This window comes from Runella sp., assembly GCF_027484545.1.
Taxonomy (GTDB): Bacteria; Bacteroidota; Bacteroidia; order Cytophagales; family Spirosomataceae; genus Runella.
In genome coordinates this window covers 17,956-42,453 of record NZ_JAIXST010000164.1, presented here as the reverse complement: position 1 = coordinate 42,453, position 24,498 = coordinate 17,956, and the positions used below count along the sequence as shown (strand labels likewise).

At 42.9% G+C, this 24,498-nt stretch carries 17 protein-coding genes and 3 tRNA genes; 13 read left to right on the top strand and 7 right to left on the bottom strand.

Features of this window, described 5'->3' with window-relative positions:
• The coding region (locus Q0081_RS15580; protein ID WP_298355070.1) for a DEAD/DEAH box helicase family protein at positions 1-2,145 on the top strand (2,145 nt) is incomplete at its 5' end.
• Positions 2,146-2,314: 169 nt separating this feature from the next.
• Here Q0081_RS15580 and Q0081_RS15575 read toward each other — a convergent pair.
• The 4 genes from Q0081_RS15575 to Q0081_RS15560 all read right to left on the bottom strand — a co-directional run bounded on the left by Q0081_RS15575 (position 2,315) and on the right by Q0081_RS15560 (position 5,792).
• Positions 2,315-2,388 (bottom strand) — tRNA-Ala (locus Q0081_RS15575).
• 271 nt (positions 2,389-2,659) lie between these two features.
• Positions 2,660-4,042, bottom strand: coding sequence for a leucine-rich repeat domain-containing protein (locus Q0081_RS15570; RefSeq protein WP_298355068.1), 1,383 nt, complete (start codon positions 4,040-4,042; stop codon positions 2,660-2,662).
• A 157-nt stretch (positions 4,043-4,199) separates the two neighbouring features.
• Entirely contained in the window at positions 4,200-5,213 is a 1,014-nt protein-coding gene (locus tag Q0081_RS15565) for a sugar kinase (RefSeq protein ID WP_298355066.1), read from the bottom strand.
• Between the two features lie 21 nt (positions 5,214-5,234).
• Positions 5,235-5,792 carry a hypothetical protein gene (locus Q0081_RS15560; RefSeq protein WP_298355063.1) on the bottom strand — a complete coding sequence of 186 codons (558 nt, stop codon included), beginning with the start codon at positions 5,790-5,792 and terminating at the stop codon, positions 5,235-5,237.
• 438 nt (positions 5,793-6,230) lie between these two features.
• Here Q0081_RS15560 and Q0081_RS15555 point away from each other — a divergent pair, with 438 nt between their 5' ends.
• The 10 genes from Q0081_RS15555 to Q0081_RS15510 all read left to right on the top strand — a co-directional run bounded on the left by Q0081_RS15555 (position 6,231) and on the right by Q0081_RS15510 (position 17,098).
• Positions 6,231-6,869 carry a peroxiredoxin gene (locus Q0081_RS15555; RefSeq protein WP_298355060.1) on the top strand — a complete coding sequence of 213 codons (639 nt, stop codon included), beginning with the start codon at positions 6,231-6,233 and terminating at the stop codon, positions 6,867-6,869.
• Positions 6,870-7,023: 154 nt separating this feature from the next.
• On the top strand, positions 7,024-7,776 hold the full coding sequence (locus Q0081_RS15550; RefSeq protein ID WP_298355058.1) for an SDR family NAD(P)-dependent oxidoreductase: 753 nt from the start codon (positions 7,024-7,026) through the stop codon (positions 7,774-7,776).
• A 72-nt stretch (positions 7,777-7,848) separates the two neighbouring features.
• Positions 7,849-7,923, top strand: a tRNA-Val gene (locus Q0081_RS15545).
• Positions 7,924-8,077: 154 nt separating this feature from the next.
• A tRNA-Val gene (locus tag Q0081_RS15540) sits at positions 8,078-8,152 on the top strand.
• A gap of 201 nt (positions 8,153-8,353) precedes the next feature.
• Positions 8,354-8,944, top strand: a complete 591-nt coding sequence (locus Q0081_RS15535; RefSeq protein WP_298355056.1) for an RNA polymerase sigma factor — start codon at positions 8,354-8,356, stop codon at positions 8,942-8,944.
• A 136-nt stretch (positions 8,945-9,080) separates the two neighbouring features.
• Positions 9,081-10,175: a FecR family protein gene (locus Q0081_RS15530; RefSeq protein ID WP_298355054.1), complete on the top strand. Its 1,095-nt coding sequence runs from the start codon at positions 9,081-9,083 to the stop codon at positions 10,173-10,175.
• A 183-nt stretch (positions 10,176-10,358) separates the two neighbouring features.
• A complete protein-coding gene (locus Q0081_RS15525; RefSeq protein ID WP_298355052.1) occupies positions 10,359-13,793 on the top strand; it encodes a TonB-dependent receptor in 3,435 nt (1,144 codons plus the stop codon).
• 12 nt (positions 13,794-13,805) lie between these two features.
• The gene (locus Q0081_RS15520; protein ID WP_298355050.1) at positions 13,806-15,647 is read left to right on the top strand and encodes a RagB/SusD family nutrient uptake outer membrane protein; all 1,842 of its coding nucleotides are present in this window, start codon (positions 13,806-13,808) and stop codon (positions 15,645-15,647) included.
• Between the two features lie 62 nt (positions 15,648-15,709).
• Positions 15,710-16,093 carry a hypothetical protein gene (locus tag Q0081_RS15515; RefSeq protein ID WP_298355048.1) on the top strand — a complete coding sequence of 128 codons (384 nt, stop codon included), beginning with the start codon at positions 15,710-15,712 and terminating at the stop codon, positions 16,091-16,093.
• A 21-nt stretch (positions 16,094-16,114) separates the two neighbouring features.
• On the top strand, positions 16,115-17,098 hold the full coding sequence (locus tag Q0081_RS15510) for a DUF4466 family protein (protein WP_298355046.1): 984 nt from the start codon (positions 16,115-16,117) through the stop codon (positions 17,096-17,098).
• Positions 17,099-17,164: 66 nt separating this feature from the next.
• Here Q0081_RS15510 and Q0081_RS15505 read toward each other — a convergent pair whose 3' ends face one another.
• Positions 17,165-18,691, bottom strand: coding sequence for a glycoside hydrolase (locus Q0081_RS15505; protein ID WP_298355044.1), 1,527 nt, complete (start codon positions 18,689-18,691; stop codon positions 17,165-17,167).
• 309 nt (positions 18,692-19,000) lie between these two features.
• Between Q0081_RS15505 and Q0081_RS15500 the strand changes: the two genes are divergently transcribed.
• The gene (locus tag Q0081_RS15500) at positions 19,001-21,325 is read left to right on the top strand and encodes an RND family transporter (protein WP_298355042.1); all 2,325 of its coding nucleotides are present in this window, start codon (positions 19,001-19,003) and stop codon (positions 21,323-21,325) included.
• Between the two features lie 55 nt (positions 21,326-21,380).
• Here Q0081_RS15500 and Q0081_RS15495 read toward each other — a convergent pair whose 3' ends face one another.
• The gene (locus tag Q0081_RS15495) at positions 21,381-22,784 is read right to left on the bottom strand and encodes a M24 family metallopeptidase (RefSeq protein WP_298355040.1); all 1,404 of its coding nucleotides are present in this window, start codon (positions 22,782-22,784) and stop codon (positions 21,381-21,383) included.
• A gap of 105 nt (positions 22,785-22,889) precedes the next feature.
• Between Q0081_RS15495 and Q0081_RS15490 the strand changes: the two genes are divergently transcribed.
• Entirely contained in the window at positions 22,890-23,444 is a 555-nt protein-coding gene (locus Q0081_RS15490; protein ID WP_298355038.1) for a GNAT family N-acetyltransferase, read from the top strand.
• Here the strand turns inward: Q0081_RS15490 and Q0081_RS15485 are convergent.
• Positions 23,441-24,364, bottom strand: a complete 924-nt coding sequence (locus Q0081_RS15485; protein ID WP_298355036.1) for a sugar phosphate isomerase/epimerase — start codon at positions 24,362-24,364, stop codon at positions 23,441-23,443. The genes Q0081_RS15490 and Q0081_RS15485 overlap by 4 nt on opposite strands.
• Positions 24,365-24,498: the final 134 nt, after the last annotated feature.

The following is a 24,498-nucleotide window of genomic DNA, read 5'->3' as shown; positions in this document are numbered from 1 at the left end:
TTCCACCAACGTAGAGCCGTAGAAAATCTACTTTTAGCCGTTCGTAATGAAGGCGTAGGCGGTAAATACTTGATTCAACATTCAGCAGGTTCGGGTAAATCAAATACAATTTCTTGGTTGGCACACCGTCTTTCAGATTTTTATCAAAACCCCGACGATGCCAAAGCATTATATAACAGCGTGCTTGTAGTAACAGATAGAAAGGTCTTAGATAAACAAATCCAAGACAATATTCGTCAGTTTGAACAAGTACCTGGCACAGTTGCGTATATAGACGATAACAAGACAAGTAAAGACCTAAAAGATGCCATTGAGCAAGGCAAAAGAATTATCATCACAACGCTTCAAAAATTCCCAGTCATATCTGATGTAATTGCCCAAAATAAAGATAAAACTTATGCCGTAATCATTGACGAGGCTCACAGCTCACAAGCAGGAGAATCGGCAAGACATTTACGGAAAGCACTGTCGCTCGAAGAAGCAGAAACCGCCGACGGAGACGTAAAATCACTGGATGAGATAATAGCCGATGAAATAAAAGCCAAAGGCGACCAAAAAAATATTTCTTTCTTTGCTTTTACGGCAACACCAAAAGAAAAAACTGTTCAACTTTTCGGTACAATCCGTAACGGACAAAAAGAAGCTTTTGACCTATATACAATGGAGCAAGCCATCAAAGAGGGCTTCATCAAAGACGTACTAAAAAACTACATGAGTTGGAAACGCTACTATAAACTCATTAAACGCACAGAAATAAACGACAAAGAATACGAAAAGAAAAAAACAGTAAGAGTCCTTTCATCCTACGTTGACCTCCAAGACCACGCCATCGAGAAGAAAGCCCGAATAATGATAGAACATTTTGTATCACAAACGCAAAATGAGATTCAAGGCAAAGCACGAGCCATGCTCGTAACTCGTTCGAGGCTTCACGCAGTAAGATTCAAGCGTAAGTTTGATGATATTATGCGAGAAATGAAGCTACCTTATGGTGCTTTGGTTGCTTTTAGCGGTACTGTTACAGATGCTGAAACCAACGAAGACTACACCAAAGAAAACATGAATAATTTGGGTGGTAAAGTTGATGTTCCCGATGCTCTTAAACTTCCACAGTTCCGAATCTTGATAGTAGCCAATATGTATCAAACAGGTTTTGATGAACCTTTGCTGCATACCATGTTTGTCGATAAAAAACTGGGGGGAACAAGTACCGTTCAAACCCTAAGCCGCCTGAATCGTACTACACAAGGCAAGGATAGCACAATGGTTCTTGACTTTGTAAATGACCCCGAAAAAGTACAACAAGACTTTCAAATGTACTACGGAAGTAATTATATGGAACTCGACGACCAAACCGACCCTAATAGTTTATATGATGTACAGCAGCGAGTTGAGGCATTTAATCTCATTTATCAGAATGATTTAGAAGCCTATGCTCAACTATTTTTTGTAAAGGGCGATAATAAAGAAAAGCTCCAACCCATTCTGAATGAAGTTGTAAAAAGATACAACACTCAACTTGACGACGAACAAAAAATAGAGTTTAAAGCCAACATCAAGACATTCGTTCGGCTTTATCGTTTCCTATCACAAATTATTACTTTTACGGATGTTGAGTTAGAAAAATACTACGTATTTCTATCGGAGTTATTTAAGAAATTACCAGCCGCAGCCAATACCTTACCGAAAGAAGTTTTAGAGGAAATAGATTTAGATAGTTATAAACTCCAACATCAATTTACCACAGATTTAGCCCTTGAAAGCAGCGACAATGCGATGAAAGGTATGACCGCTGGCGGGGCTGGACAAACTGACGAAGACGAATTTGAGTGGCTGACTCAAATCATTAAAGTATTGAATGAAACCTACGGCTTAGATTTAAAAGAAGAAGACAAAGTAGCCTTTGAACAGATAAAAACGAATATCTATGCAAATATGGAATTGATGAGTTTCTTCAACGACAAAAACAGCAAAGATAATATACAGGATAAATTTAACGAAGAGATTGACAATGAGCTATTAAATTTCATTAATACGAAATTAGAGCTTTATAATAAATTATCAGAAGATAAAGTCAATCTCATGTTCAAACGCCTTTGGTTTAATGATATTTATGATAGTAAAGTTAGAGGGATAGTAAAATAAATAAATGATTCTGCAAGGTTGAGGAAATGTTGTTAAGTAATCAATTGCATTTGAAGATAGCCAAATTCAGCATAAATAATAACTTAAGCGATGCTCAAACAAATCTAAAATGTTTGAGCAAAAACAAAAAAGAGTTACGGTTTTGGTCGTAACTCTTTGATAATCAGGGTGGAGAAGATGGGATTCGAACCCACGACCTCTTGCATGCCATGCAAGCGCTCTAGCCAGCTGAGCTACATCCCCGTAAAAAAGAACAACACTTTGAAGTATATAGAAGCTGGAAATCGAATCGAACCTTCGAACCGCCACGACCTCTTGTATGCCATCGGTGCGACGATTCGCCAAGCGCTCTAACCAGCTGAGCTACATCCCCATTATGTTAAGTTTGCAAGCACTCTTTCCATCCAGAACGGTGGTCCGATGAGCTACATCCCCATGACCGATAATCGTTTTATCGGGCTGCAAAGATGTAAGTATGTTTTGGTTTTTGCAAATACTCCTCAAAAAAAATACCTCAATACGAAACATCCGTCTTGTTTTGCTCCAACGACTCCAGCACAGGCTTAGAACGACTGAGTAGCGAAGCATCCTCGGAAAAAGGATTTTTACGCAGGTATAATTTTTTAAGTTGTCGCAGTTGCACTATTTGGGCAGGAACTTCACTCAAATTATTGTCGCTGATGTCTATTTCTTCCACAACTCGTAATGAGCCTATTTGCTTAGGCAAGGTGCTGAATTGGTTATTGTTGAGTGCTAAAATTCGTAAACTCCGAAGTTTACCAACGCTGCCCGGCAGGGTAGACAATTTATTATGATGTGCATATAGGGAATGTAAACGCTTCAGCCGCCCAAGCGTTGTCGGTATCTGAATCAGTTGATTGTTTGAAAGGGCTAATTGTTGTAATCGCCTCATGCGTCCGAGATTACGGGGAAGTGTGCTAAGCTCGTTATAATACAAATCCAGTACTTCCAATCGCTTTAACTTAGAAATTCCTTTTGGAAGATTTTTTAGGTCGCAGGAATAGAGATTGAGGTCCTGTAATCGGCGCAACCCTTTGAAACTGTTTTCATTGAGTTGGGTTAATTTATTGTAACCCAACCATAAGCTTGTCAATTTTTTACAATTGCGAATGGCTTGAGGCACGTCCGGAAAACGATTTCCTTGAACATTCAGAACTTTTAACGTTTTATTTAGGGGAAAATGCAAACTTGTGTCGGTCAATTGATTGGCATTGAGCCATATATGTCGCAATTTAGGAAGTCGGGTTAAGTCTATAGCAGCACTTTTGAGTTCGTTGCCACTAAGATTCAGTTCCTGCATTTCAGTAAATCGGTAAATTACATCAGGTACAGATTTCATTTCCAATTGGTTTAAAGCAACTACTTTAACTGTATCAGGGCGGGTAGTAGCAATAGCATCTTCCAGTGTAATGATAGTGCTGTCTCCTTTAGGAATACTTCTAACAACTCCTAAAACCATAAAGTGGGAGGAAACCCGGGGAGAATCAGGATTGTTTTCAAGTGGGTAATTGTTAAGCAATACCCGCAATGAATCAATAAACCGTACTTCCAGTTCTTTATTGGCTTTGCCTTGGATCTCATAAAGCATATACTCAAATGTTCCCGCTTGATTTTGGTAAAGTGAATAAGCCATACGAGGTTGTTGAGGTCGATTGCCAAAAATCTTTCGTGAAAGTTCAAACTGTTTTTTACTTAACATTTCCCAGCTTTTTGAACCTTCCCTTCTTCCCTTTGACGCTCCCTTAGGGCGGTAAATACTATCTAATTTTCGTTGAGAGAGTCCCTGCTCAGAGGCCTCTGCAAATGTTAAAATTTTAACTTGTGCCTGTGCTGTTTGTATTCCCAAAACAAGAAGAATAAAGAGTAAAGGTTTCATAGCTTAGTAAGGTTGTTTTCTAATTAACTACAAACTAAGTTTAATGGTATGTAAATCAAAACTTTTTATAAAAAAAACTTATATATACTATTAGAAGGCAGTAAAGAGGAGTGAGTTAGAGAAGAGGTAGGGGCAGGGTGACCTCCGCCCACTTTGGTTATCGTGATAATTTTCCTGAAGTATCTCCGGTGGCCAATCGTTCTACTTCTTCGACGCTTACTAAGTTGAAATCACCTTCGACTGTATGTTTAAGTGCAGCGGCGGCGGTACCAAATTCCAAGGCGTGCTGAACACTTTGCTCGAAGTAATCATAACCGTACAGAAAGCCAGCAATAAAGGCGTCTCCGCTGCCAATGCGGTCTACAATATGGTGTAGGTCATGGTTGGCAGTTTTGTAATATTGGTGACCGTCCCAAGCTTTGCCTCTCAGTTGGTTACGAGAAGCACTGATTGACTCCCGTTTGGTGTCCAGTATGAGTTTGATGTTTGGAAACCGCTGCATCACTTGCTTCATGGTAGATACCCATTTGTTTTTTTCTTCGGGCAAAGGATGAATATCAAACAAATCGTTAGCGTTGCTGTTTCCGCATACAATAAGGTCACAATGTTCGACCAACTCAGGCATAATCTCCCGTGGTGTTTTGCCCCATCCCCAAAGCCCTTTTCGGTAATTGACATCAGCAGAAACTTTTACTCCCAATTTTCGAGCGGTCTGCACAGCTTTTAAACAGGCCGCAGCGGCGCTTTCCGAAAGCGCTGGCGTAATCCCTGTAAAATGAAACCAATCAGTTCCCTGAAGAATACGTTCCCAGTCAAATTCGTCAGCATCAAGGGTGCAAAAAGAGTCATTGAGGCGGTCGTAAATTACTTGGCTCGCACGAGCTGTGGCCCCATTTTCAACAAAGTAAATGCCTAATCTGTCTCCACCGAAATGAATTTCTGAAGTGGTGAGGCCATATTTGCGTAAATACATGACAGCGGCTCGCCCCATATCATTGTCCGGAAAACGGGTAACATGAACGGCTTCTACGCCCCATTGGGCTGTTGCTATACTGACGTTGGCTTCGCCTCCTGCATAGGTAATATCGAAGCTGTGGGCCTGACCAAAACGTGCAAAAGCCGGCGGCGACAAGCGCATCATGATTTGTCCGAAAGTAACAATTTTTTTCATATCCTTTTAAAGACGTTTCGTCTAAGGTTTTCCCCGTTGTTCTTTCCGTTTTTTTAATGACTTTTTAGCCCATTGGTAAGAATCAGTAAAGATTTCACTTTCCATTGTAAATCCAAGGCTATAATAAGCACCGTTGTAATTGGTAGGCAAGTTTTGCTGATACAATGCATAACGGTAGCCTCCCTGTATACTGAATCCGACCCAACGAGTGGCTTTCCATTTTAAGTAAGCACCTATTTGTGCAGGCATAAAAAAATCGTTACGACGCCAAATCATCAGGTCATTCAGGAGTTTGTTATCAGTACTTTGGGTAGCGCCAATACCTAACTCAACGGGGATACTGAATCGCCACCTCCGATTGTCAATGAGGTTGGGTCGGTACATTAAACTAAAAAAATACAAATCCGTTTTGGTGTAGTAATTTATATTGATAACCTTGGAAGCGTCTTTGCGAAGGTCGAGCAGACGAAGGAAAGAATTGAATGTAAGCCAGTAATAACCGATGTTCAGTTCGTGGCGACCCCTGCCAAATTTGATGCCAGTATTGACTCCCCAAATATTAACTAATTTTTTATCCACAAATGAGCTTCTGGCGTCCCAATCAATTGTGTACGTAAGTTTCGGGCGGATTTTAATACTGTCTTTTTGTGACGAAAATAGTTTAGAAAAAAAAACAATATGCGGCTTTAATTGAGGTTTTGTGCTATCTTTAATAACAACAGAAAGCGTATCAGCGCTGTAGACAGAGATGCTTGTCAGAATAAAAATGGGTAATAATACTCTTTGAAATAAGGCTTTGAAGTACATTTTGGGAAAATCTCCGTAAAATTCATCATAAAAACGCTTTACACGGTAAGTTTAGTTTGAAAAGTGGAAAACTTGGAACAAAATTTAAGAACGGATTGTATTCCTTTTGCTAAGCCTCCGCAAAAGAGGCTTTCAATTAACATTATTATCATATAAAGTCGATAGGTTTTAAGTAAAAAATAATTGTTTCACCATAAATCATTCAATACCATGTCACTAAGATTAGGCGATGTAGCTCCTGATTTTGAAGCTCAAACCACCCAAGGTCCCATTAAATTTCACGAATGGCTGGGCAATTCGTGGGGAATGTTGTTTTCGCACCCTGCTGATTTTACACCTGTATGCACGACGGAGTTGGGAAAAACAGCTCTTTTAAAAGGCGAATTTGAGAAACGCAATGTGAAAGTAATTGCGGTAAGTGTAGATGATTTGGATTCGCACAGCCGTTGGGTACCCGATATCAATGAAGTGAATGATACGGTAGTTAATTTTCCGATTATTGCCGATGGTGACCGAAATGTGGCCACCCTGTACGATATGATTCACCCCAATGCCAGCGAAAAAACCACAGTACGTTCGGTGTTTGTGATTGGACCTGATAAAAAAATCAAACTGACGTTGACCTATCCTGCTTCAACCGGACGGAATTTTACTGAATTGCTTCGTGTGATTGATTCATTACAACTGACAGCGAATAACCAAGTAGCTACTCCTGCCGATTGGAAACAGGGGGAAGATGTCATTGTAATCCCTGCGGTTTCGACCGAGGATGCTCAGAAAAAATACAGTGATTTACGAATTGTTAAGCCTTATTTGCGTTATACAGCGCAACCTGAGCCAATTAAGTAATTTCGGCTTCTGCTCAACATTTGACCCTCTCCAAAGAATTAAGGAGAGGGTTTTTGTTTTTTTGCTTGGTAATTTTCTCCAACTTTGCCATCGAAGGTTTTGGGAGTTAATCCCTTCAATGAATTTATTTTTCCCACTGTAACTGTTAAAAAAAATGTCGCGTATTGCCCTCATTACCGGAGCTTCTTCGGGGATTGGAAAAGCCACTGCTGAAGCTTTTGCCAACATTGGAATTGATTTGATTTTGTGCGGTCGTCGGCAAGACCGCTTGGATGAACTGGCAGCGGAGCTGGCTCAATACGTTAAAACAACAACGCTCCTTTTTGATGTGCGCGATTATGCAACAGTATCGCAAGCCATAGGAACTTTACCGGAAGATTGGAAAGCGATTGATATTTTGGTCAACAATGCAGGAAATGCCCACGGGCTGTCTGCCATCCAGGACGGAGACGTAGCGGATTGGGATGCCATGATTGACGGCAACGTGCAGGGATTGCTGTATGTGTCAAAAGCAGTAATAACAGGAATGGTGGAAAGGGGAAGAGGACACATTGTCAATCTCAGTTCTGTTGCGGGCAAACAAACGTATGCGAACGGGGCAGTGTATTGTGCTTCCAAAAAAGCGGTGGAAGCTATCAGCGAAGGAATGCGATTGGACTTAACTCAACACGGTATTAAAGTGACCAATATCGCCCCTGGAGCCGTTGAAACGGAGTTCTCTTTAGTGCGTTTTAAAGGCGATGAAAACCGCGCTGCTAAAGTTTATGAAGGTTTTGATCCACTTTTGGCCGAAGATATTGCCAATGCGGTGGTTTATGCCGTAAATGCTCCGGCACGCGTAACTATCGCAGACTTAACGATTTACGCCTCTGCTCAGTCGGCACCTACAATTATTCATCGAAAATAATGTAAAAAAAAGTTGGACATATAATTTGAAACCCACATCTTTGCAACCCCAAACAACGGAAAAGGGGTTTTTGGGAGTTTAGCTCAGCTGGTTCAGAGCATCTGCCTTACAAGCAGAGGGTCGGGGGTTCGAATCCCTCAACTCCCACAAAAAAAGTTACAAGTAGAAATAAATTATTTTTTTTATTTGTAAATCTGCCTTATCAGCAGATAGTCGGGGACGGTCCCGCGACGGCGTACCGTGCCGCTGCCGATCAAATCCCTCAATTCCCACTTTTTTACCTTTTGTTCTTAGTTTTCTCGGGAGTTTAGCTCAGCTGGTTCAGAGCATCTGCCTTACAAGCAGAGGGTCGGGGGTTCGAATCCCTCAACTCCCACTTTTAAAAGCCAAACAGCCTTGTTTGGCTTTTTTGTTGCCCTATCGGCCTTACCTGGCAGAGGGGCGGGGTTGCTCTTAATGATGAGAGTTCGTAGGGCCGCGTTTTTGATCACTACTCTTTGTAAATGGCAATTTTTAATGTAAAAAGTATATTATTTGCCAAAAATTGCTACTTTTATGAGTTAAATCTTCACCCCTTGTGATACAGAATTCACCTCATGATACAGCAATTTGGAATGCTTTTCGGCTAGGGGATAAAAGTGCCTACGCTGAGATTTACGAACTATATTTTGATTCACTGTATTCCTACGGCAAGAAATTTGTTGCAGATCAAACACAAGTGGAAGATGCCATTCAGGATTTGTTTATCAGGCTGTGGCGTAATCGTGAAGGACTTGCATCTGTTAATAACATTAAGTTCTACCTCTTTCTGAGCCTTAGAAGAGATATTCGTCGTATCAATGAAAAGGAGAAAGCCGTTGAAAAAGTAGATTTTGAGTCCTTTCTAATCACGCAGAACCATCCGGCGTATGAATACAGCCCGGATGATACCGAGAGGGAATTAACCCTGAAATTGGTTACCATTCTCAAAAGTCTCCCCAAACGTCAGTTGGAAGCCATTACGCTGCGGTATTATGAGAATTTCAGCATTGCTGAAATTGCTTCAATTATGGACGTTTCCGAAAAAACAGTTCGAAACACGCTACACAACTCCCTCACCCTGCTTCGGAAAAATTCAAACCTACTTTACTCGCTTATCAAATTGGCTCTGATTTATCTTTTGCAGTAAAGTGCTGTTTCTCAACGTTAAAACTTCATTTATCAGTTTTCTAAAAAAAAATATAAAATTCCGTTGGGTCAAATGGAATAAATCCTCCTTTGTATATATATAATACAATAAGCGATGGATTTTATTTATTCAGACTTTGAAAAATTACAGCAGTTATAAACTGGAAGATTTCCTCAATGATGAACGCTTCCGTAAATGGATTCTATGCAACGGACGCGAAGAGTCATTGTTTTGGGAGAATTTCAAGGAGCAATATCCGGACAAAATCAACAGTATGACGCTTGCCGGAGCCCTGTTTATGTCTTTGCACCGACTTCAGGTTCCGGTTGATAAGAATATAAAAGAGGACATTTGGACTCAGGTAGAGAATTCCATTGATGATTTCAATTTAGAGTCTGAACCATCTCGTTTACCGTTGACATTCTATCGGTGGTGGATAGTAGCAGCTACCCTTGTCCTTGTTGGCGGGTTAGTTTGGAGCCTCCAATCAACGTTTAATGATGTGCCGTTAGACTATGAAAGGCAAATAGGCCAAGCCGAAATTTCCCTGAAGGAAAAGGTAAATTCTACAAAAAGTCAACAAACGATTTTGTTAAAAGATGGAACTAAAGTAAAGCTGAAACCGGGAAGTAAATTGAGCTATTCTGATTTTTCAGCAAACAAAAGAGTCGTTTATCTCGATGGAGAGGGATTTTTCGAAGTGGCCAAAGACAGTTCTAAGCCTTTTCTGGTCTATGCCGGTCATATCATTGTGCGGGTAATTGGCACCAGCTTCAAGGTAGTGTCCAATACGGGAAAGGCAAAAAGCAGCGTATCGGTAACTTCCGGAAAAGTGATGGTATACGCTACGGATAAGTTGGATGAGTCGGGAAATCAAAAAGCAAATCATGCCATATACCTATACCCCAATCAGAGAGTTGTTTTTGATGCTGCTACTAACGCTTTTGAAAAGGGCCTTGTGGCACAGCCTATACAGCTTACAGATACCGGGAATGCAAAAGAGTTCCTTTATACCAATACCTCCGTAAATACTATTCTCAATGACCTTGAAAATGCCTATGGTGTCACCATTCGCCGAGATTCCAACTTATTTGAATCCTGTAGGGTCACCGCACCCTTAGGGGATCTGCCTTTATTTCGCAAGCTCGATATCGTATGCCAAACTATCGGGGCCACCTATGAAGTGTTTGGAACGGAAATAGTGATTTCCGGAGTAACTTGTAATCTTTAACTATTCTTTAACCACAAACCCCCAAAAACTATGATAAAAAATTGACTCAATCCATAAGCGCCGAAAGCAGGTCGCGTTTTCGGCGGAAAAGCCTCCCGCCCTCCTTGAGTGACGATTTTTCGGTTCAATCAAGGGCGGAAATTGTAAGTTCTATTTAGGAACCCTTTAAAACAAGAGTAAACCATGGAAAAATTTTTCAAAACCAAGCCCAAAACGGTGCTGCTGCTGAAAATACCGATTACGGCTGGTTTTTTCATTCTTATGCTGGCAACACAGGTCTTTGCAGGAAAGGAAGACGCACTGGATTTAATGAAACGAACGGTGACGATTCAATTTAACAATAAAGAGATCGTAAAAGCACTGACTACCGTAGGCCATAAGGCCAATGTCCGATTCACCTATTTGCCGGGCATATTTCCGGCCGAAGCCAAAGTATCTATTAATTTAAAGAACGAGCCTCTGGAAAACGTTCTTCAACAACTTCTGGCTCCTTATAGTGTTGATTATCAAATCAATGGGGAGTTTATTATTCTTAAAAAACGTGAATTGACACCAAAAGCGTCAGTGCCGGAGTTAAAAAGCGATATTCGGAAAATAAATCTGGATATAACCGTCACTGGTAAAGTCACCGACGAAAAAGGGGAAAGTCTGCCCGGGGTAAGCATTATTCTCAAGGGAACACAGCGAGGCACAATCACCGATGCGAATGGTATGTATTCCTTTAATGTCCCGGATAAATCAGCAGTACTGGTTTTTAGCTACGTTGGGTATCTTCAAAAGGAAATTGCGGTGGGTAATCAGACCAATATTGCCATTCAACTGGCTGCCGACAATAAGGCATTGGAAGAAGTGGTGGTGGTGGGATACGGCACCCAGAAAAAGGTCAACCTGACCGGTGCGGTTTCTGCCATTAAAATAGATGACAAAATCACCGGTCGTTCGCTCTCCAACGTTTCTTCCGGATTGTCAGGGCTTGTTCCGGGCCTCGCGGTCACGCAAGGATCAGGTATGGCTGGACGTAACGGTGCCGCATTGATCATTCGCGGTCTGGGAACAGTTAACAACGCCAGTCCTTTGGTAGTGGTGGATGGAATGCCCGATGTTGACATCAACCGTATCAACATCAATGATATCGAAACGATTTCGGTGCTTAAAGATGCTACGTCTTCTTCCGTATATGGCTCCAGAGCAGCAAACGGGGTAATTTTGATTACCACTAAGTCTGGTAAGGGGCAGGAAAAAGCAAGCATCAATTTCTCAAGCAACTATGCGGTTCAGGTGCCTACCAAGGCGTTTGACTTTTTAGCCGATTATCCCCGTGCACTGACGCTGCACCAGCAAGCCGCCGCAGTAAATACGCTTAGGTCAAATTCCAACTTCAAAGACGGTACGGTTGACCAGTGGCTTGCGATGGGTTTGATTGATCCAGTCGCCTTTCCAAATACTGACTGGTGGAACATCATCATGAGAAACGGAGCTATTCAGAATCATAATTTGTCCGCATCAGGGGGCGGTGACAAGTCAAATTTCTTTGTATCTGTCGGGATGATGGGCGAAAAAGGGCTTCAAATCAACAATGACTACAAACGTTACAACGCTCGCTTCAACTACGATTATAAAATTCGTAAGAACATTAATACGGGTATTAAATTCAACGGTAACTGGTCAAAACTGACGTATGCGCTGGAAGAAGGATTTACAGACAGTGATCCTGCAAACACCGCTGGATTTGATATGCAATATGCTATTTCAGGAATTCTTCCTTTTGACCCGGTCACGGGTTATTATGGTGGTGTTATGGCTTACAACGAAGACCCACAGGCTTACAACCCCTACACGGTTTATCAGAATAACCTGAACCGTCAGGACCGTCAGGAAGCAAACACTAATATGTACTTGGATTGGTCTCCGATTCCGGGATTGACGGCAAGGGTCGATTATGCCTTGAATTATTATAACCAATTCCGCTGGAATGCCAATATGCCCAACCAGTCTTACAACTTTCAGACCAAAGCGCTCGGCAGCCGGGTGTATGTGGGTGCAAACGCAGGGGTTGGTAACTTTACGCAAACCGGTTATAAAACGATGTTAAATGGCCGTTTGAACTATAATAAAACGATTGCAAAGAACCATGTTTTGGGTGCGTTGGTGGTTTATAGCGAAGAATTTTGGTACGACCGTTCGCAAAGCTCTTCACGAAATGATCGTTTGTATCCTTCTTTGCATGAAGTTGACGCTGCTTTAACGGATATTCAGTCGACTGGTGGAAATTCAAGTACTGAGGGACTTAAGTCCTTCATTGGACGTGTTAATTACACAGCTTACGATAAATACCTGTTAGAGCTTAACTTCCGTTCCGACGGTTCCTCGAAATTTCTACCGGGCAACCAGTTCGGATTTTTCCCTTCAGCGGCGGTTGGATGGCGATTCACCGAAGAAACATTTATCAGTGCTCGCACGGGTAGGTTCCTCAACAACGGTAAGCTTCGGGCTTCCTACGGTAGCCTTGGTAACAACAGTGGGGTGGGCAGGTATGAACAGCAATCCACTTTGGGTGCTAGTAACTACATGATCGGCGGAAGTATTGTGAAAGGTTTTGTTAACCGCAAACTGGTGAACAAAAATCTATCTTGGGAAAACACCAGTGTCTTTAACTTAGGACTCGACTTGGGATTTCTTAACAACCGACTGACTGCTGAAATTGACTATTACAATCGTTTGACTACGGGCATGAACCGGCCTTCTGATATGTCGCTGCTGCTTACGGGGGCCTACGATGCGCCGCGTAAGAACATTGGTAATCTTCGCAACAAAGGGATTGAAGGTAACCTTACTTGGAGAGACAGAAAAGGAGATATCAATTATGCAGTGAGTGTCAATGCCTCCTATAACCGCACCAAACTCGAACAATGGAATGAATTTTTGAGCAGGACATCGCAAAACTCAGGAAATCAAGCTTTTATTGGTATGCCTTATGGGTTTTTATACACTTATCAGGACATAGGAATAGCGCAAACCTGGCAGGATGTATACAATGCAACTCCTCAGGGGGCTTCCCCGGGAGACATTCTTCGGAAAGACGTGAACGGCGACGGCAAAATTGATGACAACGATAAAGTAGCCGATCCAAACATTCAACGCCTCCGTCCTACGACCAATTTCTCTTTGAACGCGAATGTTTCCTGGAGAGGATTTGACCTTTCTTTGTTGCTGCAAGGGTCTACGGGTCGGAAAGATTTCTGGATCAATAACTACAACAACACCGGTATCGGTGCGCAACGCTATGCGTTCAACGAGTTGCACATAACTAATCCATGGACCCCGGAGAACCGTAACGGAGGCTGGCCTAGATTGAACGGAAATGGTAACCGGGAAGAAACGACTTTCTGGCTCGATAACCTGAATTATCTGCGCGTAAAAAACCTTCAGGTGGGCTACAGTCTGCCAACTATGTTGCTTAAGAAAATTGGGCTTAGCAGTTTCCGCCTCTATCTCTCGTCCGAAAACCTGAAAACGTTCACGAAATACCGCGGTTTGGATCCCGAAATGCAAGGAAACAGAAGTGATGCGTATCCTTTGACCAAATCCTATTCAGCAGGTATCAACATTGGTATCTAAAATTGTATGAAGATGAAAAAAATGATCTCAAAAATAGTTGCTGTGTCGGCGCTTGCGGTTGTAATGGCCATCGCAAGTTCATGTACACCGGGTATACTTGAACTGGAACCGACCACCGAATTGGGAGCCAATGTATTCTGGAAAACAGAAGACGACGCTACTTTCGCTCTGCAGGGCGCCTATTCCTCTATTCGCCCCCTGTTTGACCGTGATTATTACATGGATGGCCACGGCGAATACGTTCGGGCCAGAGGTACGAGTGCTACTAGCGGAACCCTACGTTTGGGCGATGCTTACCAGGATGGGAACTTCAACCCCTCGGGATATGGTGGCGCATTTGTGAAAATGTGGCGTTATCTGTATGGTGGGGTGAACCGCGCCAATTACGTGATTGAGAACGTTAATAAAATGATTCTCACGGCAAGCCCTGCCTCTAAACCCAAACTGGAAACAATCGTAGGCGAAGCAAAACTTCTGCGCGGAATGGTCTATTTCAGACTCATCTCTATGTGGGGCGATGTACCCTACATCAGTAAGGTGATCAACGATAACGCTGAAGTTTCCAATTTGTCACGATTGCCGATTGCACAGGTAAAGGATTCTATTGTGGCTGACTTTACGTATGCATTCGATAAGCTTCCGGCAAAGGCTTCTGCTACCGGACGTGCGGGAAAACCAGCGGCCTTGGCATTTAGAGGTAAATTACAACTGTACTGGGCCAGTTGGAATAAATTTGGGTGGCCGGAACTGGACACTTTTAAACCAGATGCCAATGCAGCAACTGCCGCTTACAATGCGGCAGCTGATGATTTCAAGGCAGTAATCAACAATTATGGATTGAATCTCTTCCGTAACGGTGAACCGGGAGAAATTGATTCTTTAGGGAAAGCAGACAAACTGCCTAACTATTATTACCTGTTTACGCCTATCGCCAACAACGATCCTGAAATCATCATGGGATTCACGCATGGTGGAACAGGCACAAGTCAGGGAGAAGAATTGATGCGTGATGTGGCTGGACGTTCCCACGAAGGTTCTCAGTGTTGGGTATCACCCCGCTACGAAATTGCCAACCGGTACCAGTCTACGATTACCGGTGATTTTGCTCCTAAATTGATTCCGATCAATGCAGCCAATGCCGGAGCCAGAACAACCTTAAACTCAGCCGTAAACCCAAACAGTTACAAAAACCGCGACTTTAGGATGAAATCTTCCATCATGTGGGATTTTGAAGTAAGTGTGGGTATGAACTCGCTGAAATCGACCGGCTGGTGTCCTTTTATCTACAAGACCTGGAACGTACCCGTGGTCATTGATGGTGTATCTTATATTACTTACAATACCGACGGCAGTAATTCGGGATACGTATTCCGTAAATTCCTGAGAAACTACGCCGGACAAGGACGCAGCGACGGCGATTACAATTATCCTGTTATGCGCCTTGCCGATGTATTTCTGATGTATGCCGAAGCCACCAATTTTGCAACGGGGCCACAAGCCGATGCCATCGCCCTCGTCAATCGAGTTCGCCGCCGTGGTAATCTTCCGGCTTTGAAGGCCGACAAAACAGCAAATGCAGCTGCCTTCTTTGCCGCTATTGAGCAGGAACGCATTGTGGAGCTTTTGGCAGAAGGACAACGCGGATTTGACCTTCGCCGCTGGAGAGCGTTGGAAAGAATATGGGGACCTCCTCAGGGCTTAGGTGTATGGACCATTGATACCCACGGGGCGAATATCAGCCAATACTTCCAAAACGCTTCAGAGTTGGCTTACCAACAAGCTTACATCTTTAGAATTCCAACTGCCGAGCGCGACCGTAATCCGAATCTGAGCCAAAATAGACCTTGGTTATAATTCACGCCCCGGATTTTTACAACCGATAAAAAAGAAATACAATGGTAAAATATATCAAACTAATGAGCACTTTATTCTTTACACTGGCATTAGTGGCCTGTAATGAAGAATTTCCCATTGACGAAGATGGTCTGCTCATTACCACCAGAACACAATGTTACGTGAGTAACTTTGAAATGCTTGGTTCCGATTTTCAAACCGTAAGAACCAAAGCCGCTGTGATAGATACAGTAGCACAGACAGTAAACGTAGAGGTGGCTTACGGTACAGACCTTAAAAATCTGTATCCGCAATTCTCCCTCGTAACCGATGCGAAACTTGATCCGAAAATTACCGGTAAAGTGGATTTTTCAGATTTGGCGAATCCTAAGAAATACACGGTCGTTTCGGGGAATCGTAAGATCAAAAAAGAATACACATTAAATGTTACTGTTCAGAAACTGTAATTCTTTAATTCAATGAAAATCATGAACTATAAATTATTGTCTTGCCTTCCTCTTCTTTCATTAGTGCTGTTGATGTCGGCATGTGAAGATGAGCAATACGCAGTACCTACCTTGCCGCAAGAACTTCGGAACGATGTCATTAAGAGAACTCTTGGGCCTAATCTGGTCGGTTTAAACATCGAGTTTGCGTATGGGATTGCCATTCCAAAATCATTGGGCAAATTGGTTTCGGCTGAGGTGGAAGCCTCCATTGCCGGAGCCGAAGCAACCTATCTTGATAACAAATCCTATTCTACCAATGGCAGCGGCCAGGATGTAGGAGTTGATGTAGGAAGTAAATCGGTCAACAGCGGAAATAAAACAACGGTGACCTTTACCAAGGATACAATCGCTGCTACACTTCGGTATTTTTATCGGATCCCGGCTTCTGCAAAAGGCAAGGAAGTAAGTTTTACATTTTCGGCCAAGGCCAGCAACGGTCAAACGGTAAGCTATAAGATGGGGCCGTATAAAATCGCAGAGATGGACATGGTGCTTGACCTCGCGGTGAAAGACAACGATGCTGCCTATATTTCCATTGAGGATATGGCTGTTTACGGACCTGCTGCGGCTGCAACAAATGCTGCCAAAATTGATTTGGTCTATTTGTACCGCGTCGTTCCGAATGTGACTTTCCTCCATGCATTGGTAGCACCTTCCGCCAAGACCTATCTTCCCGGCGTAACCCTTCCCGCAGGAGTAAGCAAAAGTGCAAAAATCAACAAGGTATGGGCGTTGCGGGACTTCCACCTTGCAAGGTTACAATACGGTATTTACATCGACGACGTGGATTTTCAGCAACTTGATTTATCCGGATCTCCAGATTTTGCCATCAACCTGAAAGCGGAGTCAGGTGCATGGGTAGAAACGGCCGACGGTAAGTACAGAGCCTACATCTATGTAAATTCAATTGATAATACTACAAAGAGTGCCAAGATCAGTATCAAGCGATACACAATGAAATAATATCATTTCTGTGGTCAGTGTGCGCACTGACCACAGATTTTTGCAATTTTCTCCTGTTGAATTATTTTAGTAGGCAATCACTACGGTTACTATCGCTTCGGCGGGCAGTTCGATACTGTTTGTGCTGATTTTCCAATGTGCTAAATTCTCCGTTTGAGAGGTTACAAATGCATTGACTTTCTGATTCTTACGGAGTATTGGCAACTCCATCCGTTGACTTTCCGCATTGTTTACAAAAACCACTACCACCTGATTTTGAGATTTATAGGCTGACACTAACACCTTTTCAGAGTCAACTTCCGCTTTAATTCGCTGCATGTTAGGCCGGATGAATCGGGCATAATTGCCTAAGGCCCACAGCAATTTGGATTCAATTATTTCCCCGTCAAATTTATTGGTGTCGTTTTCGCCTTTTACACCGTTGTTTGACACATAAATCAAACCGTCTTTAAAATCATTCGCACTCACCGAAAGCCACCAATGCCAGGCCGAAGCATTGGCGTGAGTGAGGTCCGCATGAATCACTTTGGCAACGTAGAGGGCTGTTTTCATACCGAAGTCTACTTTGTTTCCTTTAATTTCACCGGCATTGTCACCCAAAATACAATATTCAGACTGCCAATAATTGATATTTTGTTGACTGAGTTTATCGCCTAATGCCTGTCTTTTTTTAACAAGTTCGTCCGTTGGGGAAGTAGTGAAATAACTATGGCCGCAAATCAAATGCTCAACCGATTTCAGGTTTCCTACGTAGTTTTTACTTGATTTATCAAAAAATGCCTCGATTTGATTGTCCTGGTTTACCTCCGAACGATTGGTTTTTGAATTGTACAAATAATCAATTTGTGCCGCTTCAGTCAATACAATGCGCGTTTTTAACTTACTTTCGCCAAAGGTTTTGTCTAATTTTCGAGCAGCCCAAGCAATATCTTCATTGTTGATGGGTGTCCCTTCCTGAGAGCCGAAGCCCGTTTTTGATTTTGGCCCCCAATCCCATTGCGGTTCGTTGAAAGGACTAAGGTAATCAAAGGCAAATTTGGCCGAAACTTGGGTCAGGAAATTTGCAAACTCATTCACTTTTGACTTATCAAAATTCCATTCACCCAATCTACCGCTCCCAATCGCCAATCCGTTTTTGGTCATCGAAGCAGGGGCAGAATTAAGAAATCCAAGCGTAAAATCAACACCGTGACGCTTTGCTGCTTCCAAAAACCATTGTTGACCCTGTTGTTTACTCCAATCGTATTTTCCATTTTCCAAAAAACATTCCGCCCTGCGCCATTCGTTGGTGATTTTGCTTTCGGTGCCCTGTTCAGTGCTGCCGGCTCCGATATTAAATCGCCACATCGATAGCCCGATTCCTTTGGGGGTCCCTGTCGCATCAACCTCCTTACTGAAAAGCAATTCCGCGATCTTATTGCGTTTTTCAATCGGATAATACCTGCCGATCATCTGCATGGACCAGCAATCCGAAGCCCCAAAACTGTGCATAGTTTGGTAAGTAACAGTAGGGTCAATGCTGAATTTTTGGGCACTGCTAACGTGAAAACCCAACATCAGTAAAAAAAACAGTTGCTTCTTGAAGGCGGTCATCTATTGGTTGATTATCAGGATTATATGTGGATAAAATCAGAACAGGCATTTGCAGAACAGAGCATAAAAAGAGTTGCCGAACTAAAGGTAACGCTTTGCACATTTTGAATAGGTAAAGCAGGCAAGAGTCGATGGTTACTCTAATTCTTTTATGAGTGAAAGTAACACCCAATCAATAAAACCAAAGTTGTGTAAACCTATTTCAGGACTGGACAGGCACTACTTAGACTTTTTTATTTTACAACTTATTATCTGCTTTCTTGTGCGGCTGAGTATCTTTACGGCTTTCATAAAAAGCGCCATTATCTTATGTGGAGTAAAATTGCTGAGTATATTATCCGATATCGGTTTGTGTGGCTTGGAGTAATATTGATTTCAACTGCTTTTATGGGGTATGAAGGAAGCAAGATTGAACTTTCGTATCAATTTGCCCGTATTCTTCCTCCCAATGACCCTATTGAGAAAGAATACCAGGATTTTCGTAAATTATTTGGCGAAGATGGAGGAGTAATGGTCATTGGCTGGCAGGACCCGAATCTGTTTGAACTCACTAAGTTTGGTGATTGGCATCAGCTTGCTCAACAAATCAAAGAGACGCAAGGAATCAAAAATGTTCTTTCATTAGGTAATTTATACAAAGTTGTTCGTAATGACAGCCTCAGCCAATTTGATTTTAAGCCCATTTTGACCCAATTGCCAACTACGCAGGCGCAAATGGATAGCCTGAAAAAAGAAGTGGTAAATCTTCCGTTTTATCAGGGCATCATTATTAATCCCAAAACCAACGCCACGCTCATTCTAATTACCTTCAATGAAAAAGCACTGAATTCTTCCCGAAGAATTACGATTGTAGAAGACATTGTCAGCCTTGCCAATGCGTTTGCGGTAAAGCATAAAACTGAATTACATTATTCGGGGATGCCGTATATCCGGACGGTGATGATGAAAAAAATATCGGGTGAAATGAAGCTGTTCATGGCACTGGCGGTATTGGTGACCGCCTTTATTCTGTGGACATTCTTTCGTTCATTTCGACTCACCCTCCTGTCGATTGGAGTGGTACTGATTGGGGTAATTTTTTCGTTAGGTACGCTGCAACTCTTTGGTTATAAAATTACGGCACTTACCGGTCTTATTCCTCCTTTATTGATTGTTATTGGAGTGCCAAACTGCGTTTTTTTACTAAATAAATATCAGCTGGAACTGAAAACACATGGTAAAAAAGACGAAGCAATTGCCGAGATGATTCGTCAGATTGGGTTATCTATTTTCTTAGCCAATATTACGACTGCCATCGGTTTTGGGGTGTTTTACTTTACCAATAGTGCCATGTTGGTTGAGTTTGGAGTTGTGGCGGCACTTTGCGTGATGGTCACCTACGTGCTTTGTCTGGTGCTTTTGCCGATTACGCTTCATTACATGGATATTCCTAAACCGCGCCACTTGAAACATTTGGATGGAAAATGGGCGAGTGGTTTTCTGACTAAAATAAATTGGTTGGTACATAACCGCCGAAGAAGTATTTATTTGGCAATGTTGGGTATTTTGGTGATTTCGGCTTACGGAATGACCAAAATAAAGGCCGTTGGGTACATAGTGGACGACCTCCCCAAAAATGATAAAGTGTACGTTGATTTGCGTTTTTTTGAATCCAATTTCAACGGAGTATTGCCTTTTGAAGTGATGATTGATACCAAGCAACCCAACGGTGTTTTTGGAAATCAAGCGCGTACGTTGTACAAAATCAAGGCATTACAAAATGCATTGGCCGATTTTAAGGAGTTTTCAAAACCTGTATCTGCCGTTGAAGCCTCGCGGTTTTTATATCAGGCCTATCGAGGGGGTGATGCCAAATATTATGCATTGCCGGGTGTAATGGAACTTTCCAAGATGACTGATTTTGTGAAGGGACAACAAGGGGCTGCCTCCAAACAATTGAACGCATTTCTCAATAAAGATCGCAGCATTACACGAGTGAGTTTCCAAATGGCGGATGTAGGCTCGGAACGAATCAAAGACCTGATAAAGCAAATTCGCCCAAAAGTAGATTCGATTTTTAGTCCAACCGAATATAAAGTAAGCCTGACGGGGCACAGTTTGGTATTTTTGAAGAGCAACGATTATTTGCTGGGTAATTTGTACGAAAGCCTTTTGATTGCCATTGGTTTGATTGCCATTGTAGGAATGGTACTTTTTCGGTCTATTCCCATCATTCTTTTGTCAAAACTTCCCTGTTTAATTCCCTTGGCATTGACGGCGGGAATCATGGGGTATTTTGATATTTATTTTAAACCCACGACTATCCTGATTTTCAGTATTACGTTTGGAATTGCCTCCGACGGAACCGTTTATTTTTTGACGCGTTATCGTCAGGAAATTTACCAAACCGGACGTACTGCTTCTGAGGCAATCACGCAGGCTATTTTCGGGACAGGGTTGAGTATGATGTATACGGCGGTAATTCTCTTTTGCGGCTTTGCTATTTTTGCAGCTTCCAGTTTTGGCGGAACTGCTGCCATGGGAGTAATGGTCTCTATCACGCTCTTGGTGGCCATGTGTACCAACCTGATTTTATTGCCGGCGCTTCTTCTTTCTATTTCAAAACGGCAGGAAAAAGGGGCGAAACCTGTATAAACTTTAAATCCTATAAGGTTTCAAAAACCTTATAGGATTAGCTGGAAGGGATTTTTTATTTCACATTTGCCAATTTGCGGGGAATGGAAAAAATCTCTTTCTGACGACCGTCCAAATAGCGAAACCCATCTGTAGTATAATAGCCATCTTCTTCGAGCATGATGCGAATGGTTTTCTTCCATTCAGCTACTTCGACGGCCGCATTCAGTTCAATGGAATAAGCCGTATTAGTAAATAGAGGGTAGTCTCCCGGGCCTTTTACGCCCTGTTGCTGATCCCACATTCCAATGGTTGGGCCTGCGGCGTGGCCGTGTACGCCAATCGGGTGCGAATAGATACTGCCCGTAATTCCCTCTTTTTTTGCCTGGTCGAGGGCATCCAACAGCATTTTGTTGCCCGTTGTCCCTGCTTTGAATTTTTCTGTAAGAATGTCTTGCAGTCGATTTCCCTGGGCAAAAGCCTTTTTTAGGAAATCAGGGATTTCGCTTTCTCCAGGTCGCAAAACGTAGGCATTTTGTTGTTGATCGGTATTAAGGCGTAAATACGTAATCCCAAAATCGCAGTGGAGCAAATCCCCGGGCATAATGACCTGTTTGGAAGGCCGTTTGGAAAAAGTACGCAGATGTTCAAAGTTGTCTGAATCAAATCGTTGAATATCTACCGTTGGATGAAACCACGTTTCCAGTCCCAAGTCAGTGACCCGTTGGCGCATCCACCATACTACGTCGTCGGTGGTGGTTACGCCCGGTTGAATGACTTTTTCGGAAAAAGCTTCCTGAATAATTTCGTGGGAAATACGACAAATAAGTGGGTAAATGGCCGCCTCTTTTTCAGTTCGGGTTTCAAGCCAAGCCACTGCCAGACGGTCGGCCGATACGATTTTGGCTTTTTGTTTTTCGGGCAAGACTGCCATAAACTCATTGTGCTCGGTATACGTCAACCCATCAGCGTGTCCGTAGTCTTTGGAAAAATCAAGGGCGATTTTCTTGGGATTACGATCTTCAATGATTTTTACCAACGCCAGCCATTGATTGGGTTGGATGTTAATATCCCATTCTCCTTTGAGCAAATTACCCACGTCGTAGCGAGCTATCGCCAGTTTTTCCAACGGTTTTTCACCGCCCGCATCGTAAAACACCATAATGGTTCGCCGGCGGGCAGAAAGCCACGTGCTGGGCAGCATGGTGCGCATCACCGGGTCTTCGTTGTATTCTCGGGAAATAATAATCCACATATCAATGCCTTCACGTCGCATGAGTTGGGGGAGTAGCGTTGTCAGACGGTCTTCCAAAATCTCATCTACCACACGGGCGCGTTCGCGTTCGGGCAGGATGGGGTATTGAGCTGAAAGGGCAAGGGGAAAAAGCAAGAGGGCAAAGGGCAAGAGCCGACCCGCTACTGTACTGCAAAGGTGCCGCACGGCAAAGAGCAAATGGAGGTGCAAAAAAGGTCTTTTCATCGGTTTGTAAGGCTATTTTTAGCCAAAAATCCGTAAAAATTCGTTGAATCTGTATTATCCGTGTTCTATTTTTTATTTTTGACCAATTTTTGACCAACTCCTGGAATGTCTATCATTTATACTACTGCCAAAACCGACGACGACCTACGTCAAATTTTAGCTTTACAACGCCAGAATCTGTACAACAATACACCTGCTGAATACCAACAGGATCAGGGTTTTACGACGGTTGAACATCCGTTTGAGGTAATTCAGCAAATGAATAATGCCTTGCCTCAAATCATCGCCAAAGACGGAGATACCGTTGTGGGTTATGCATTGGTAATGCCTCGTACGTTTGGGAAATTAGTGCCTGAGCTGGTGCCCATGTTTGACATCATATCTGAATTAAGCTGGGATGGAAAGCCCATTGGCGACTGCCGTTACTACGTGATGGGACAAATTTGTGTAGCGCAATCTCACCGTGGACAGGGTGTTTTTGATGGATTGTATGCCGAGCACAAAAATCAGTTTTCGGCCGATTTTGACCTGTGCGTGACCGAAATAGCCGTGCGAAACACTCGCTCCATGCGAGCGCACGAGCGAGTGGGTTTTCGCGAGATTCACCGGCACCAAGACCATATTGACCTCTGGAGCTTGGTGGTTTGGGATTGGAGTTAGGCCTTCATGGCTTCGCGCAGCATGGCCACGCTTTTGCGTACGCCCGTTTCCGCGGCTTCTTTTCCTTCAAATTCAAGGGCGATGTATCCTTTGTAGTTGGCTTGGCGCAGAATGTTGACGATGCGTTTGTAGTCCAAATCCAGCGTGTACCATTCGCCGCCGCCATAGTATGTTTTTGCCTGTACAAAATTGGCAATGGGCGCTACTTTTTCAAGTTTGGTATAAGGGTCTTCCAAAAAATTGCCGGTATCCAACAAAACGCCTAACCATGGCGAATCAATGGCTTTACGAATACGGAGCAGACCTTCGGGGGTAGAAGTTAGCCCCCAGTGGTTTTCGAGGGCGAGCATCACACCACATTCGGCCGCTTTGGCAAGGCATTTTTCGATGCTGTCGATGCACCATTTAAAACCGTCGTCTTCGGTGTAGCCGGGCAGAATCGGTTCTACGCCCCGCTTGGCCATGAGTTCATCAAAGGATTTAATGGTATTCCATCGCCCTGAATTTAGACGCACACTTGGGATGCCCATTTTATAAGCCAATTCGATGCAATGCAGCGTATGGTCAATGTTTTTTTGACGCTCGACCGCATCCGGGGTTACAAAGCTTTGGTGAATGGAAAGACAAATCAAATCCACTCCGTTAACGAAAGCGTGGCGTTTGAGTTTTTGAAGATAACCATTGTCTTCATTATCCATTTGGCGATGCAAAATATCAACGCCTTCTATGTTCATACGGGCGGCTTCGTCAATGACCGTTTCGATAGCTACTTTCGGTGTTTTGAAGTGCCAATATGAATAAGTCGAGAGTCCTAATTTAAAAGGGCTTACGTCAATGGCCAGGGCCGTCACGCTATTTTCGGGAGAAACAATAGCGGCTGTGCCAAGGGTAGCTTGTTGGAAGAAATTGCGACGGTTCATACGAAAGAGAGGGTTTTTGGATAAAAGCATTTCAACAAACAAACTTAACCAGTTCGTTTTTAGAAGTCGAATTCTTATCGGTAAATAGCCTATATATTGTCGGTGTTCTTCGCCATTTCATCGCTTTTTGAAAT

Excerpts from the sequence above, each read along its gene's own strand:
- Q0081_RS15555 (WP_298355060.1), top strand. The coding sequence starts at position 6,231 with ATGTCACTAAGATTAGGCGATGTAGCTCCTGATTTTGAAGCTCAAACC.
- Q0081_RS15485 (WP_298355036.1), bottom strand. The coding sequence starts at position 24,364 with ATGAACCGTCGCAATTTCTTCCAACAAGCTACCCTTGGCACAGCCGCT.
- Q0081_RS15505 (WP_298355044.1), bottom strand. The coding sequence starts at position 18,691 with ATGACCGCCTTCAAGAAGCAACTGTTTTTTTTACTGATGTTGGGTTTT.
- Q0081_RS15570 (WP_298355068.1), bottom strand. The coding sequence starts at position 4,042 with ATGAAACCTTTACTCTTTATTCTTCTTGTTTTGGGAATACAAACAGCA.
- Q0081_RS15500 (WP_298355042.1), top strand. The coding sequence starts at position 19,001 with ATGTGGAGTAAAATTGCTGAGTATATTATCCGATATCGGTTTGTGTGG.
- Q0081_RS15495 (WP_298355040.1), bottom strand. The coding sequence starts at position 22,784 with ATGAAAAGACCTTTTTTGCACCTCCATTTGCTCTTTGCCGTGCGGCAC.
- Q0081_RS15565 (WP_298355066.1), bottom strand. The coding sequence starts at position 5,213 with ATGAAAAAAATTGTTACTTTCGGACAAATCATGATGCGCTTGTCGCCG.
- Q0081_RS15510 (WP_298355046.1), top strand. The coding sequence starts at position 16,115 with ATGAACTATAAATTATTGTCTTGCCTTCCTCTTCTTTCATTAGTGCTG.
- Q0081_RS15525 (WP_298355052.1), top strand. The coding sequence starts at position 10,359 with ATGGAAAAATTTTTCAAAACCAAGCCCAAAACGGTGCTGCTGCTGAAA.
- Q0081_RS15520 (WP_298355050.1), top strand. The coding sequence starts at position 13,806 with ATGAAAAAAATGATCTCAAAAATAGTTGCTGTGTCGGCGCTTGCGGTT.
- Q0081_RS15490 (WP_298355038.1), top strand. The coding sequence starts at position 22,890 with ATGTCTATCATTTATACTACTGCCAAAACCGACGACGACCTACGTCAA.
- Q0081_RS15515 (WP_298355048.1), top strand. The coding sequence starts at position 15,710 with ATGAGCACTTTATTCTTTACACTGGCATTAGTGGCCTGTAATGAAGAA.
- Q0081_RS15550 (WP_298355058.1), top strand. The coding sequence starts at position 7,024 with ATGTCGCGTATTGCCCTCATTACCGGAGCTTCTTCGGGGATTGGAAAA.